The organism is Amycolatopsis sp. CA-128772 (genome assembly GCF_002904295.1).
GTDB lineage: Bacteria > Actinomycetota > Actinomycetes > Mycobacteriales > Pseudonocardiaceae > Amycolatopsis.
Map to the genome: position 1 here is coordinate 1 of NZ_PPHG01000034.1, position 14,148 is coordinate 14,148.

15 protein-coding genes are annotated in these 14,148 nt (G+C 71.7%); 5 read left to right on the plus strand and 10 right to left on the minus strand.

The features are described from left to right. The coding region (gene shbA / locus C2L59_RS15480) for an RNA polymerase sigma factor ShbA (protein WP_103350210.1) at nt 1–513 on the plus strand (513 nt) is incomplete at its 5' end. A 33-nt stretch (nt 514–546) separates the two neighbouring features. On the opposite strand, the gene C2L59_RS15485 is transcribed toward shbA, so the two are convergent. The 3 genes from C2L59_RS15485 to C2L59_RS15495 are packed head-to-tail and all read right to left on the minus strand — an operon-like array spanning nt 547 to nt 2,719. Next, complete coding sequence (locus C2L59_RS15485) at nt 547–1,398, minus strand: amidohydrolase (protein ID WP_103350211.1); 852 nt, start codon at nt 1,396–1,398, stop codon at nt 547–549. Beyond that, entirely contained in the window at nt 1,395–2,363 is a 969-nt protein-coding gene (locus tag C2L59_RS15490) for an aldo/keto reductase (RefSeq protein ID WP_103350221.1), read from the minus strand. Before C2L59_RS15490 ends, C2L59_RS15485 begins: the two co-directional genes overlap by 4 nt. A gap of 5 nt (nt 2,364–2,368) precedes the next feature. Then, a complete protein-coding gene (locus C2L59_RS15495; protein WP_199199087.1) occupies nt 2,369–2,719 on the minus strand; it encodes an L-rhamnose mutarotase in 351 nt (116 codons plus the stop codon). An 80-nt stretch (nt 2,720–2,799) separates the two neighbouring features. Between C2L59_RS15495 and C2L59_RS15500 the strand changes: the two genes are divergently transcribed. Continuing rightward, on the plus strand, nt 2,800–3,531 hold the full coding sequence (locus tag C2L59_RS15500; RefSeq protein WP_103350213.1) for a FadR/GntR family transcriptional regulator: 732 nt from the start codon (nt 2,800–2,802) through the stop codon (nt 3,529–3,531). 42 nt (nt 3,532–3,573) lie between these two features. Here the strand turns inward: C2L59_RS15500 and C2L59_RS15505 are convergent, their stop codons facing one another. Genes C2L59_RS15505 through C2L59_RS15530 form a run of 6 tightly spaced genes read right to left on the minus strand, consistent with a single transcriptional unit; the run spans nt 3,574 to nt 10,074 of the window. Next, nucleotides 3,574–4,587, minus strand: coding sequence for an ABC transporter permease (locus C2L59_RS15505; protein ID WP_103350214.1), 1,014 nt, complete (start codon nt 4,585–4,587; stop codon nt 3,574–3,576). Continuing rightward, a complete protein-coding gene (locus C2L59_RS15510; protein WP_103350215.1) occupies nt 4,584–6,107 on the minus strand; it encodes a sugar ABC transporter ATP-binding protein in 1,524 nt (507 codons plus the stop codon). The genes C2L59_RS15505 and C2L59_RS15510 overlap by 4 nt, the downstream gene beginning before the upstream one ends. After that, nucleotides 6,104–7,135, minus strand: coding sequence for a sugar ABC transporter substrate-binding protein (locus C2L59_RS15515; RefSeq protein ID WP_103350222.1), 1,032 nt, complete (start codon nt 7,133–7,135; stop codon nt 6,104–6,106). The genes C2L59_RS15510 and C2L59_RS15515 overlap by 4 nt, the downstream gene beginning before the upstream one ends. A gap of 41 nt (nt 7,136–7,176) precedes the next feature. Then, entirely contained in the window at nt 7,177–7,923 is a 747-nt protein-coding gene (locus tag C2L59_RS15520; protein WP_103350216.1) for an SDR family NAD(P)-dependent oxidoreductase, read from the minus strand. Next, on the minus strand, nt 7,916–9,220 hold the full coding sequence (locus tag C2L59_RS15525) for an enolase C-terminal domain-like protein (protein WP_103350217.1): 1,305 nt from the start codon (nt 9,218–9,220) through the stop codon (nt 7,916–7,918). Before C2L59_RS15525 ends, C2L59_RS15520 begins: the two co-directional genes overlap by 8 nt. Nucleotides 9,221–9,222: 2 nt before the next feature. Beyond that, entirely contained in the window at nt 9,223–10,074 is an 852-nt protein-coding gene (locus tag C2L59_RS15530; RefSeq protein WP_103350218.1) for a fumarylacetoacetate hydrolase family protein, read from the minus strand. A 203-nt stretch (nt 10,075–10,277) separates the two neighbouring features. Between C2L59_RS15530 and C2L59_RS15535 the strand changes: the two genes are divergently transcribed. Next, nucleotides 10,278–11,507, plus strand: a complete 1,230-nt coding sequence (locus tag C2L59_RS15535; RefSeq protein ID WP_103350219.1) for a multidrug effflux MFS transporter — start codon at nt 10,278–10,280, stop codon at nt 11,505–11,507. A gap of 181 nt (nt 11,508–11,688) precedes the next feature. Here the strand turns inward: C2L59_RS15535 and C2L59_RS15540 are convergent, their stop codons facing one another. After that, nucleotides 11,689–12,912, minus strand: a complete 1,224-nt coding sequence (locus tag C2L59_RS15540; RefSeq protein ID WP_103350220.1) for an NAD(P)/FAD-dependent oxidoreductase — start codon at nt 12,910–12,912, stop codon at nt 11,689–11,691. A gap of 205 nt (nt 12,913–13,117) precedes the next feature. Here C2L59_RS15540 and C2L59_RS15545 point away from each other — a divergent pair, with 205 nt between their 5' ends. Together C2L59_RS15545 and C2L59_RS15550 are read left to right on the plus strand one after the other, a co-directional pair. Then, entirely contained in the window at nt 13,118–13,318 is a 201-nt protein-coding gene (locus C2L59_RS15545; protein ID WP_003070024.1) for a hypothetical protein, read from the plus strand. Nucleotides 13,319–13,377: 59 nt separating this feature from the next. Then, a partial coding sequence (locus tag C2L59_RS15550) for an SDR family oxidoreductase (RefSeq protein ID WP_146060390.1) occupies nt 13,378–14,148 on the plus strand: 771 nt, incomplete at its 3' end.

Below are 14,148 nucleotides of genomic sequence, written 5' to 3' on the forward strand. Positions count from 1 at the left end.
GCCGCCATCCACTCGCTGCTCCAGATGATCGAGCCCGTGGTGGTCCGCTACTGCCGCGCGCGGATGGGCGGGCGCGACCTCTCCTACCTCTCGGCCGACGACGTCGCCCAGGAAGTCTGCCTGGCCGTGCTCAAGGCCCTGCCCGACTACCAGGACCGCGGCGGCTCCTTCCTCTACCTCGTCCACGCGATCGCCGCGAACAAGGTCGCCGACGCCTACCGCGCCGTCGCCCGCGACCGCTCTGAGCCCGTCCCCGAGCTCCCCGAGCGCCCGCTGCTCGCCGGCAACGAACCGGAAAGCCACGCGCTGCACCTCGACCTCGGCGCCCGGCTCGGCCGGCTGCTCGCCTCGCTGCCGCGCGTGCAGCAGGAAATCCTGACCCTGCGCATCGCCGTCGGCTTCTCGGCGACCGAAACCGCCGAAGCGCTCGGGATCTCCCCGGGCAACGTCCGCGTGACGCAGCACCGGGCCCTCACCCGGCTGCGCGGCATGATCCGCGACGACGAGTTCTGACCGACCACCCGCGCGGCGGGCGGGGACACCCTTTCACCCCCTGGACGGGGTGTCCCCGCTCGCATCCAAGCCGTAGGCCGCGCGGGCGTTGTGCTCGAACACGGCCAGCCGTTCCGCGTCCGACAGCGAGCCCGTCAGCGCGATCGCCGCGTCCAGGACCACCTCGTAGGACGCCGCCAGCTCGCAGACCGGCCAGTCCGAGCCGAACAGCAGCCGGCCCGGGCCGAACACGTCCAGCACGTGATCGACGTACCGGCGCAGGTGCCCGACCTCCCAGCCGGACCAGTCCGCCTCGGTGACCAGGCCGGACAGCTTGCACACCACGTTTTCCCGCCCCGCCAGCGCGGCCACCCCGGACGCCCACGGCTCCCACTCCCCGGTCGCGATCGGGGGCTTCGCCGCGTGGTCGAGGACCAGCCGCAGCTCGGGCAGGCGCAACGCCACCTCGGTCGCGGCCGGCAGCTGCGCGGGGCGGACCAGCAGGTCGAACGCCAGTCCCGCGGCCGCCACGGTGCTCAGCCCGGCGATCACCTCCGGGCGCAGCAGCCAGTCGTCGTCCGGCTCGGTCTCCACCTGGTGCCGGATCCCGACCAGCGGGCCGTCGAGGGCCGCCAGCCGGTCGGCGAGGTCCGGGGCCGTGAGGTCCACCCAGCCGACCACACCCGCGATCACCGGTTCCACCGCCGCCGTCGCCAGGAACTCCCCGGTTTCCTCCGCCGACGGCACCGTCTGGACCAGGATCGTCGCGTGCACCCCGGCCGCCTTCGTCACCGCCCGCAGGTCGTCGGCCGTGTACGGGCGGCGGATCGGGTCCAGGGCGGTCCCCGCCAGCCACGGGTACTCGCGCCGCGCCGGGTCCCACAGGTGGTGGTGCGCGTCGATCATGAGACTCCCTCGGCGATGACGACGTCGGCGCGCAGCAGCCCGGCGCCGGCGAGGTCCGTCCACAGCTCCGGCGGCACGACGGCCCGCGCCCGCCGCGCGTTGACACTGACCTGCTCCGGATCATGCGCGCCGACGACGACCGACGCCACCGCGGGGTGCGCCTTCGGCAGCGCCAATGCCGCTTCCGGCAGCTCGACGCCGTGCCGCGCACAGATCTCCGCGATCCGCCGCGCCCGCTCGACCAGCTCCGGCGGCGCCTCGGCGTAGTCGTAGACGTGCCCCGGTTCGGCGGTGGCCAGGATGCCGCCGTTGAACGCGCCGCCGACGACCACCGTGACGCCGCGCGCGGCGCACAGCGGGAACAGCTCGTCCAGCGCCGGCTGGTCGAGCAGCGTGTAGCGCCCGGCCACGAGCAGGATGTCGAGGTCGGTGCGGCGGACGAACTCGGCGGGCAGCCGCGTCTGGTTCATCCCGGCGCCGAACGCGCCGATCACCCCCTGCTCCCGCAGCTCCCGCAACGCCGGGAAGGCGCCGCGCAGGGCTTCTTCGGCGTGGTCGTCGGGGTCGTGGACGTACACGACGTCGACGCGGTCGAGCCCCAGCCGGGTCAGGCTCTCCTCGAACGACCGCAGGACGCCGTCGCGGCTGAAGTCCCAGCGGCGCCGGTACGCGGCCGGAACGGCGAAGCCCTGGTCGTCGAACTCGCCGGCGCCGTCCGGGTTCGGCTCCAGCACGCGGCCGACCTTCGTCGAGAGCACGTACTCGTCCCGCGGGAACGACCGCAGCGCCGCGCCGAGCCGGATTTCGGACAGGCCGAGGCCGTAGTGCGGCGCGGTGTCGAAGTAGCGGACGCCCTCGTCCCACGCGCGGCGCACGGTCGCGGCCGCCGTCTCGTCGCTGATCGCGTGGTAGAGGTTGCCCAGCTGCGCGCAGCCGAGACCCAGCGGGGACAGGGAGAGCTCCAACGCCGTCACCCCTTCTCCGGCAGTTCCCAGACCAGCCCGATGCCGGTGTCGCCGCCGGAGTAGTCGTCTTCGACGGCCAGCAGCTCGGCCATCCTGGCCTGCCACGGGACGTTGGCGGGGTGGTCCCGCAACGCCGCCCGCATCGCCGCGTAGTCGTCGACTTCGACGACGTGGAAGAGGTCGAGACCGCTACGCCAGATCCGCCAGCTGCGGACCCCGGCTTCGCGCAGCGCGGTGTCCAGCTCGGGCGGGATCACGGCGTGGACGGACTCGTACTCGGCCTCCTTGCCGGGCTTGAGCCGGGTGTGCAGAGCCACTCTTCGGGAGACACTGTGTGGGGCGGGTTGGTGGGTCATCACCACTCCTTGGCCGGGTCATGGCACGCTGAGAAGGAACACGAAACATCCGAGGTCTGTTGCAGGGAAGGGCGGACACCGTGCCCGTCACCGATGTCGCGATCGACAAGATCAAGGACATGATCATCTCGGGGGAGCTCGCCCCGGGCGACCGGCTGCCCAAGGAGGCCGAGCTGGCCCAGCGGCTCGGGCTTTCGCGCAGTTCCCTGCGGGAGGCCGTGAAGGCGTTGTGCCTGATCCGCGTGCTGGACGTCCGCCAGGGCGACGGCACGTACGTCACCAGCCTCGAGCCCAACCTGCTGCTCGACGCCATGACGTTCGTCGTCGACTTCCACCGCGACGACACCGTGCTCGACTTCCTCGCCGTGCGCCGGATCCTCGAGCCGGCCGCGACCGCGCTGGCCGCGCTGCACATGAGCGACCACGACATCGCCGAGCTGGGCACGCTGCTCGGCGAGCTGGAGGACTCCCCGACCGTCGAGGCGCTGGTCGCCAACGACCTGCAGTTCCACCGCAAGATCGCCGACGGCTCCGGCAACCCCGTGCTCTGCTCGCTGCTCGACAGCCTCTCCGGGCCGACCGCCCGCGCCCGCATCTGGCGCGGCCTCACCCAGGAGGGCGCGGTCGCGAAGACCCGCGAACAGCACACGGCGATCTACGAGGCCATCGCCGCGCGTGAGCCGGAACTGGCCCGCTCGTGGGCGACCGTGCACGTCGCGGGCGTGGAGCAGTGGCTGCGCAACGCCCTGGGCACCGCGGACGACCCGACCGTGCCCGACTCGGACACCGAACCGGCCGCGGAAGCCTCCTAGCACGCACTTCTCCTCGAAGGTCGGATCTTCACCGGGCGAGCGTCAGGTTTGGGGCTTTCCACCGGCGTACCGGGCGATGATCAGCGCGACCAGGATGATGGCGCCGTAGATCGCGCCCTGCCACTCCGCCGTGACGTGCGCGTAGTTGAGCAGGCTCGACACCGACGACAGCAGCAGGACGCCGGTCAGCGCGCCGACCAGCGTGCCCTTGCCGCCGTCGAGCGAGACGCCGCCGATCACCGCCGCCGCGAACACCTGCAGGATCATGCCGGATCCCTGGTTCGCGCCCAAGGCCCCGACGTAACCGGTGTAGGCCAGACCCCCGATTGCCGCAAGGATCCCGGCCACGACGAACACCGCCCACGCGATCCGGTCGACGCGCACGCCGGCCGCCCGCGCGGCTTCGCGGTTGCCGCCGATGGCGTACAGCGCGCGGCCGACGCGGTGGTAGCGCAGTACCCAGCCGGCGACCGCGAACAGCAGCGCCGCCAGCCACACCGACATCGGCAGGCCGGCGAACGTCGTCGTCGCCAGGTTCGTGAACGAGTCGGGCAGGTTGAACAGCGTCTTACCCTTCGTCGAGCCGACCTGCACGCCGCGGAGCACGGTGAGCATGGCCAGGGTGACGATGAAGGCGTTCAGCTTCAGCTTCACGATCAGGAAGCCGTTGACGAACCCGACCAGCGCGCCGCACAGCGGGATCACCAGCAGCCCGATCGCGGCCGGCAGCTCGACCCCGAAGCCCGCCGACGCCGCCGGGATCACGACCATCGCGCCCAGCGCCGGCGCCAGGCCCATGGTCGATTCCAGCGACAGGTCGAACTTGCCGGTGATCAGCACCAGCGACTCGCCGAGCACGACCAGCGACAGCGCGGCCGACGCGGTCAGGATGCTGACGATGTTGCTCCAGCCGACGAACGTGTCGTCGACCAGGCCGCCGATGACGAACACGACGACCAGGGCGGGCAGCAGGGCGAGTTCACGCAGCCAGCCGGCTTTACGCCGCCGGGGTGGCGCGGGCAGCTGCGTCTGCGGGGAGGTCATCACGTCGGTCACGAAAGCTCGACTCCTTCGATGTCGGCCACGAGGTCGCCGTCGGACCACCCGGCCTGGTGTTCGGCGACCACGGCCCCGGCGCGCAGCACCAGGACCCGGTCGCTCAGGCGCAGGTCGTCCAGCTCGTCGCTGACGATCAGCACCGCCTTGCCCTCGGCGCGCACCCGGTCGACGACCGCGAGCAGCGCCTCCTTCGACTTCACGTCCACGCCGGCGGTCGGGTTGATCAGCACGACCACCCGCGGATCGCTCAGCAACGCCCGCGCCAGCACGACCTTCTGCTGGTTGCCGCCGGACAGGTCCGACACCGGCTGCTCGGCTCCCGCGGCGACGATGTCGTAGTCCTTCAGCGCCTGGGTCGCCTTCGCGTGCCGCGTCGACGGGGACGCGATCCCGCCGCGGCCCAGCTTGTCCAAAATGGACATCGTGGCGTTGTCGGCGATCGAGTGCGCCAGGACCAGGCCCTCGTGGTGCCGGTCGCGCGGCACGCAGCCGATGCCGGCCCGCAGCGCGGCCGGGATGTCCCCCGGCCGCAGCGGCGAGCCGTCGACGCGGATCGTGCCCGCGGACGGCGCCCGCAGGCCGTAGACCGTCTCCGCGACCTGGTGCTTCCCGCTGGCGTTGCTGCCCGCGAGCCCGACGACCTCGCCGCGGCGCAGCCGGAACGAGACGCCGGAGAAGCCGTCGCCGGAGAGGCCGTCGACGCTCAGGATTTCGGCCGCGTCCGCTTCGAGGGACTCCCGGGAAGCGGCGTCGCGGACCGAGAGCCCGCCAGGTTCGCCGGTCATCGCGTCGACCAGCTCGGCCTTGCCGACCTCGGACACCGGCGCGGTGAGCACGTGCTTCGCGTCGCGCAGCACCGTGACGGCCTGGCAGACCTCGTAGACCTCGTGCAGGTGGTGCGAGATGAACAGGAACGTCACCCCGCCCGCCTGCATCTGGCGCATCCGGTCGAAGAGCCGCTCGATGGCCTGGCTGTCCAGCTGCGCGGTCGGTTCGTCGAGGACGATGAACCGGGCGCCGTAGGACAGCGCGCGGGCGATCTCGACGAACTGCCGGTCCTCCACCGACAGCTCGCCGGCCGGGGTGTCGACGTCGACGTGCACGTCCCACGAGTCCAGCAGCTCACGCGCCTTGCGGCGCAACGACTTCCAGCCGATCGAGAAGCCGCCGCCGGCCTGCCGGTTGAGGAAGAGGTTCTCGGCCACGGTGAGCTGCGGGACGACCATCGCGTGCTGGTACACGCAGGCGACCCGCGCCTTCCAGTCGTCCTGCCTGGTCAGGGGCGGGGCCGGCACGCCGCCGAACTCGACGTGCCCGGTGTCCGTGGCGGACAGGCCGGTGAGGATGGAGACGAGCGTGGACTTGCCGGCCCCGTTGCGCCCGACGAGCGCGTGCGACTCGCCGGGGTGCACGGTGAGGCTGACGTCGTGGAGCGCCACGGTGGGGCCGTAGCGCTTCCCGACACCTACGGCGCTGACCACCGGGACGGCGGATTCGCCGGCGGGCAGCGCGGTCACAGGTTGTTCCCCCAGAGGGCCTTGTCGTCCACATTGGCCTTGGTGATGACCGGCGCGGGCAGCTGGTCTTCGAGGATGCCGGGACTGATTTCCACGATCGTGCTGTCGTGGTCGGTCGGGCCGGCCTTGAAGGTCTCGCCCGCCATGGCCTTCTTCAGCCAGTACAGGCCGTACTTCGCGTACGCGTCGGCCGGCTGGGACACGGTGGCGTCCAGCTCGCCGTTGCGGATCGCGGCCAGCTCCTGCGGGATGCCGTCGTTGGAGACGAGCACGATGTGCTTCGGGTCGCCGACCGGGAAGAACAGGTTCTTGCGCTTGAGCGCCTGCTCGGTCGGGGCCAGGTAGACGCCGCCGGCCTGCAGGTAGACGCCCTTGATGTCCGGGTTGGCGGTCAGCATGCTGTCCAGGCCGGAGGACGCCTTGTCGGCCTTCCACTCGGCCGGGATCTCCAGCACCTGGACGCCGGGGTACTTGGCCTTCATGCAGTCGCGGAAGGCTTCCGAGCGGTCGCGGCCGTTGACCGAGGCGAGGTCGCCCATGATCTGCACGACCTTGCCGGACTTGACCTTCTCGCCGATCGCGTCGCATGCCTTCGTGCCGTAGGCCTTGTTGTCGGCCCGCACGACCATGGCGACCTTGCCGCTCTCGGGGGCGACGTCGACCGCGACCACCGGCACGCCCTTGTTCTCCGCCTGCTTGAGCCCGGCGACGATCGCCGCGGAGTCCAGCGGCGTCACGACCAGGCCCTTGACGCCCTGGTTGAGGAACGTGCCGATGTCGGTGATCAGCTTCGCGGGGTCGCTGTCGGCGTTGACCGTCGGGAGGACGTCGACGCCCTCCTCCTGGGCCATCTTGGGCACGTAGTTGTTGTAGGCCTGCCAGAACGGCGAGGTCAGCAAGGGCAGCGTCGCACCGACCTTCCCGCCGGCGCCACCGCCCGCGGCGGGGGCCGCGGCATTGTCCTTTGTGGAGCCGCAGGCGGCCAGAACCAGGCCGCAGACGGTGGCCGTGGCGGCCACCTGGAACACCCTGTTGCGCACCGCATCCTCCTTGATGACAGCGGAAAGTCTTACCGGGGTCGAACTGGGCCGCGAGGACGCAGGCCGTACATGCCACCGTCGACCGCGAGCGCGGTGCCGGTGGTCGAAGCGGAAAGCGGGCTGGCGAGGTAGCCGACGGCGTTCGCGACCTCGTCCGCGGTGACCAGCCGGCCCATCGGCTGGCGGGCCGCGAGGGCCGCGCGTTCGGCCGCCGGGTCTTCGGCGGCGTCGAGCAGCCGGCCCACCCAGGGGGTGTCCGCCGTACCGGGGCACACGCAGTTGACGCGGATCCCGTCGGCCAGGTGGTCGGTCGCCATGGCCAGGGTCAGCGAGAGCACCGCGCCCTTGCTGGCCGAGTACAGCGCACGGTTGGGCAGGCCGGCCCAGGCCGCGATGGAGCAGGTGTTGACGATCGCCGCGGACGGCGACCGCTTCAGGTGCGGCAGCGCGGCGCGCGCGAGCCGGACCATGCCGAGGACGTTGACGTCGAGCACGCGGTGCCATTCGTCGTCGTCGTTGGCCGTGACGTCGCCCTGCGCGCCGATGCCGGCGTTGTTGACGAGGATGTCGAGACGGCCGAAGCGTTTCACGACGGCGTCGATCGCTTCGCGAACCTCGTCGTCGGAGGAGACGTCGCAGCGGAAGCCGTCGTCGTCCGGCTTCAGGTCCAGTACCGCCACCTGAGCACCGCGTCCGGCCAGCAGGGTCGCCACCGCCTTGCCGATCCCCGAGGCACCTCCGGTGACGACGGCCACCAGGCCCTCGAACTCACTCACTGGCCGTCTCCGTCCATTCGGGACCGTCCGGGAACCGGAACCGGCGCAGCGTGGCGTCGTGCATGCGCGCGGAGAACCCGGGTGCGGTCGGGGCGAGGTAGCGGCCGCGCTCGACGACGGCCGGGTCGGTGAAGTGCTCGTGCAGGTGGTCGACCCACTCGATGGAGCGGTCCGCGTCGGTGCCGGACACCGCCACGAAGTCGAACATCGACAGGTGCCGCACGAGCTCGCAGAGCCCGACGCCGCCGGCGTGCGGGCACACCGGCACGCCGAACTTGGCGGCCAGCAGCAGGATGGCGAGGTTCTCGTTGAACCCGCCGACGCGCGCGGCGTCCAGCTGCAGCACGGAAATCGCGTCCGCCTGCAGCAGCTGCTTGAAGATCACCCGGTTCTGGACGTGCTCGCCGGTGGCGATCTTGATCGGCGCAAGCGCTTTCGCGATGGCCGCGTGCCCGAGGACGTCGTCCGGGGAGGTCGGTTCTTCGATCCAGTACGGGTCGTAGGGCGCGAGCGCGGTCATCCAGGTGACCGCGGCGGAAACGTCCCAGCGCTGGTTGGCGTCGACGGCGATCCGGACGTCCGGCCCGACGGTCTCCCGGGCGAGTTTCATCCGGCGGACGTCGTCCTCGAGGTTGCCGCCGACCTTCAGCTTGATCATCCCGAAGCCGTCGGCGACCGCCTGCTCGGCGAGCCGGACGAGCTTGGTGTCCGCGTACCCGAGCCAGCCGGGCGACGTGCTGTAGGCGCGGTAACCGTTCGCCTGCAGCTGCTTCGTGCGTTCGGCGCGGCCGGGTTCGGCGGCCCGCAGGATATCCAGGGCGTCGGCTTCGGTGAGCGCGTCGGTGAGGTACCGGAAGTCGACGAGCGACACGAGCTCTTCGGGGGTCATCCGTGCGGCGAACTGCCAGACCGGCAGGCCGGCGCGGCGCGCGGCGAGGTCCCAGGCGGCGTTCACCACCGCCCCGACGGCCATGTGCGCGACACCTTTTTCCGGGCCCAGCCAGCGGAACTGCGAGTCGCCGACGAGCGTGCGGGACAGGTCGCCGAGCGCGGCCGCGTCCTCCGGGACCTCCCGGCCGACGACGTGCGGGGCGAGCGCGCGGATCGCGGCGGCCTGGACGTCGTTGCCGCGGCCGATGGTGAACGCGAGACCGTAGCCGTCCGGGCCGCCGTCGGCGTGCAGCACGACGTACGCGGCGGAGTAGTCGGGGTCGGGGTTCATCGCGTCCGAGCCGTCGAGCTCCTTCGACGTCGGGAAGCGGACGTCGAGGACCTCCATGCCGATGATCTTCGCCATGGTCAGGCCAACCTCGCGGTCTGGCGCTGCCGGCCGAGCCCGTCGATCTCGAGCTCGATGACGTCGCCGTCGCGCAGGTAGGGCTTGGGGTCGGGCTGCCCGAGCGCGACCCCCTCCGGGGTGCCGGTGTTGATCAGGTCGCCGGGCCGCAGCACCATCACCTGGCTGAGGTGGTGGACGATCTCGGCCACGCTGAAGATCATGTCCTTGGTGGAGGAGTCCTGCTTCTTCTCGCCGTTGACCCACAGCCGCAGGCCGAGTTCCTGGGGGTCGGGCACCTCGCTCGCCGGGACCAGCGCCGGGCCGAGCGGGTTGAAGTTCTCGCAGGACTTGCCCTTGTCCCACTGGCCGGTGCGGAACTGCAGGTCGCGCTCGGAGACGTCGTTCGAGACGACGTACCCGGCGACGTGGTCGAGGGCTTCCTCGACGCTCTCGAGGTAACGGGCGGTCCTGCCGATGACGACGCCGAGCTCGACCTCCCAGTCGGTGGCCGCCGATCCGCGCGGGATGAGGACGTCGTCGGCCGGGCCGACCACGACGTCCGGGGCCTTCATGAACACGACGGGCTCGGTGGGCGGGGCCGCGCCGGTCTCCTCGGCGTGGCGGCGGTAGTTCATGCCGATGCAGACGACCTTGCCGGGCCGGGCGACCGGCGGGCCCACGCGCAGGTGTCCGGCGTCGGCCTCCGGCAGCTCCCCGGCGGCGAGCGCGGCGGCCGTGCGTGCGATCCCGTCCGCGGCGAAGAAGCCGCCGTCGATGTCGGCGGTCAGCCCGCCCAGCTCGTAGGTCGTGCCGTCGCCGGTACGCACGAACGGACGCTCACTGCCCGGCTCCCCGAGGCGCAGAAGCTGCACGGATATTCCCTTCACCCACACGACCAGACATCCGATGTATATCGCAGTCGTGACCGCCGATCCAGAGCCGTCCCCGAATCGGTCGGAAAATTGATCGGATCAGTATCGATACATGGGGTGGTTGACCACGGGGTGTCACCGATCACAGCCGGAATAGGCCCGGGGTTCCCGCCGCTGGTCCAGCAAGGAGCGAAAGGACGTGCATGACCACCACGGCGGAACGTACCGCGCCGAGCCGGCGGGCGCAGCTGAAGTTCGTCCTGGTCCTGGGCGGCCTGACGGCGTTCGGGCCGTTGTCGATCGACATGTACCTGCCCGCGCTGCCGCGGATGGCGGCCGACCTGCACGCGGCGGACAGCACGGTCCAGCTGACGCTCAGCGCGTTCATCGTCGGGCTGGCGCTGGGCCAGCTGGTGCTCGGGCCGCTGTCGGACGCCCTGGGCCGCCGCCGCCCGCTGCTGGCGGGGCTCGCGCTGTACGTCGTGGGTTCGGTGCTGTGCGCGGTGAGCCCGGACGCGTGGCTGCTGGTCGCGGCGCGGCTGGTGCAGTCCCTCGGCGCGGCGGCGGGCATCGTGATCGCCCGCGCCACCGTCCGCGACCTGTACTCGGGCACCGCGATGACGAAGTTCTTCTCGACGTTGATGCTGGTCAGCGGCCTGGCCCCGATCCTGGCCCCGCTCATCGGCGGCCAGCTGCTCACCTGGACGTCGTGGCGCGGGGTGTTCGTGGTCCTGACGGCGTTCGGCGCGCTGCTGCTCGCCGTGGTCGTGTTCTTCCTGCCGGAGCCGTCCGTTTCGCGCTCGCCGGCGCGGCTCGGCCAGGTGATGCGGACGTACGGGCGGCTGGCGCTGGACCGGTCGTTCGCGGGGTACGCGCTGGCGTCGGGGCTGCTGTTCGCGTCGATGTTCGCCTACATCTCGGGGTCGTCGTTCGCGCTGCAGGGCGTGTACGGCCTCAGCCCGCAGGCGTACAGCGTGGTGTTCGGGTTGAACGGCGTCGGGATCGTGCTGGCGGGGCAGCTGAACGGACGTCTGGTGGGCCGCATCCGCGAGCGGGCGCTGCTGCGGTCCGGACTGCTGCTCGGCGTGGCCGGCGGGGTGTTCGTGCTGGCTTCGGTGGTACTGCGGGCGCCGCTGGCGGTGCTGCTGGTGTCGCTGTTCGTCCTGGTGTCGAGCATCGGCTTGGTGATGCCGAACGCGAGCTCCCTGGCGCTGGCCTCGCACGCCCGCTCGGCCGGGGCGGCATCGGCGCTGCTGGGGGTGCTGCAGTTCGTGGTGGGCGCGGCGGCGACGCCGCTGGTGGGGTTGGGCGGACCGGGAACGGCGGTACCGATGGCCGCGACGATGGCGGGGTTTGCGGTGCTGGCTCTGGTGGCGTATTTGGTGCTGGCGCGCGAAGGCCATGGGGTTGAGGAGCCGCTCGAAGCGGCTTAGGTGAGCGACAGCATCAGCCGCAGTGCCAATCCTCGGGCCCGGCGGCTGGGGTGCTGTGCTGCGTTACGGTGCCTCGAAAATGGCCGGCGATGCACGACCGCGACCGGCGGCGGGTTGTGCCCGAAACACCAGGCGCAGCCGAGCACGGAACCCGGCCTTTTCGGCCGAGCGCCCGCCAGCCTCAGGTGAGCGACGCCAGGTCCGCCGTCTTCAGCTGCTCCGCCGTCACCTTCACCTGGCCGTCCACCAAAGCTCCCAGCGCGTCACCGTCGTCCCACATGTTCACGTTCATCGCTGCTGCCACTTCGCCGTTGCGCAGCCAGAATGCCGTGAACTCGCGTGCGGCCAAGTCGCCCCGCACCACCAGTTCGTCCGAGGCCGGGTCCGCCAGGCCGCGGTACTCGCAGCCCAGGTCGTACTGGTCCGTGAAGAAGTACGGCGAGGCCAGGAACGGCTCGTTCGCGCCCAGCAGGTTCTGGGCCACGTGGGTGCCCTGGTCCTTGGCGTTCGCCCAGTGCTCGACGCGTACGCGCCGCCCGAAGCGGGGGTGGAAGTGGGCCGCTATGTCGCCCACCGCGTACACCTCCGGGGCCGCCGTGCGGAGGCCCGCGTCCACCGCCACGCCGCCGTCGTCCGCGATTTCCAATCCTGCTTCGTGGGCCAGCTCCACCCGGGGGGCCGCGCCGACCGCGATCAGGACCACGTCCGCCGTGAGCTCGTCGCCGTTGCCCAGGCGGACGCCGCGGACGCCGTCCGGGCCGCCCGTGATCTCCGCGACCTGCTCGCCCAGGCGGTAATGCACGCCGTTCGCCACGTGGAGGTCGCGGAACACGCCGCCGACCGTCTCGCCGACCACGTTCGCCAGGGGCACCGGGACCGGGTCCACCACCGTCACGTCCGCGTCGTGCGTGCGGGCCGCCGCGGCCGCCTCCGAGCCGATCCAGCCCGCGCCGACGATCACCACCCGCTCCGCCGCCTTGAACGCCGACCGCAGCTTGAGCGCGTCGTCGAGGGTGCGCAGGGTGTGCAGGCCCGGCAGGTCGCCGCCGGGTACCGGCAGCTGACGCGGCCGGGAGCCGGTCGCCAGGACCAGCCGGTCGTAGGGGTGCTCGCCGCCCGCGTCGTCGACCACCAGCCGGGCGCCCGGCTCGATCCGGGTCGCCGTGACGCCGGAGCCGAAGCTGATGTCCTTCTCGGCGTAGAACTTCTCCTCGTGCACCCAGTCGGGTTCGTCGGCGTTGCCCAGCAGCACGCCCTTCGACAGCGCCGGCAGCTCGTACGGGCGGTGCCGGTCCGATCCCAGCAACAGGATTTCGCCGCTGTAACCGCGTTCTCGCACCGCGGCCGCCGCGGACGCCCCACCCAGGCCCGCACCGACGATGACGATCTTCCGCGGTTCCGACATCCATACCTCCCAGAGACGGCTGCTGAGCCGGACGCTACTCCGGAACCGGCCGCGACACGACCCGGGGATTACGCCGAAAACCCGCGAAGCGCAAGACAAAACCCGCGAGTAGGCAGATCGGGTGAACCCGCGTCATAGCGCCGCCGGGGCCCGCTCCCACCCTCGCACGGAGCACGACCACGACGAGGAAGCGAGGGCGGCGGCCATGAGTCGGGGTGAGTGGTCGATCGGCTGCCGGGATCTGGCCGGCAGGCGCAGGGACGTTACGGTGTTCGTCAGCAACGACAAGGTGGTGCTGGTCGCGCCACCGGGCGAGGCGGCGGTGCTCGGGCCGCTCGACGTCGGACGGCTGCGGGCCGCCTTGCGGGACGCCGTCGTCGCGACGGCCGACGAAGACGAGAGCTGACAACTATCGTTCCTACTTATCAGTAGGTTAGAGTCGGGCCCGACGAGAAGGGACCGGCCATGACGACCTACTTCGTGACGGGTGCGACGGGCTTCATCGGGAAACGCCTGGTCGCGCGGCTGCTCCGGCGCCCCGGGACGTCCGCGGTGTACGCGCTGGTGCGGGAGACCTCCCGCGAGCGCCTGGCCACCACGGCCCGCGACTGGCCCGCGGCGGACAAGCTGCACCCGGTGACCGGCGACCTCGCCGAACCCCGGCTCGGCGTCGACCCCGCCGGGCTTCCCCACCTCGACCACGTCGTCCACCTGGGCGCGATCTACGACCTGACCGCCGGCGAGGAAGCCAACCGGCTCGCCAACGTCGAGGGCACCCGCCACCTGCTCGCCTTCGCCGCCGCGGCCCGGGCGGGGCTGGTGCACCACGTGTCCTCGATCGCCGTCGCCGGCGACCACGCCGGGCGGTTCACCGAAGCCGACTTCGACCTCGGCCAGCGCTTCGGCTCGCCGTACCACGCGACGAAGTTCCAGGCCGAGAAGCTGGTCCGCGAGCAGCCGCTGCCGTACCGCGTCTACCGGCCCTCCGCGGTCGTCGGCGACTCGCGGACCGGCGAGATGGACAAGGTCGACGGGCCGTACTACTTCCTCCCGGCCATCTCGCGGCTGGCGGCGCTGCCCCGCCGGCTGCCGCTGGCCGCGCCCGGCCTGGGCGCGACGAACCTGGTGCCGGTCGACTACGTCGCCGACGCGATGGCGTACCTGATGCACCGGGACGCGCCCTCGGGGACGACCTACCATCTCGCCGCCGCGCGCCCGCAGCCGCTCAACTCCGTC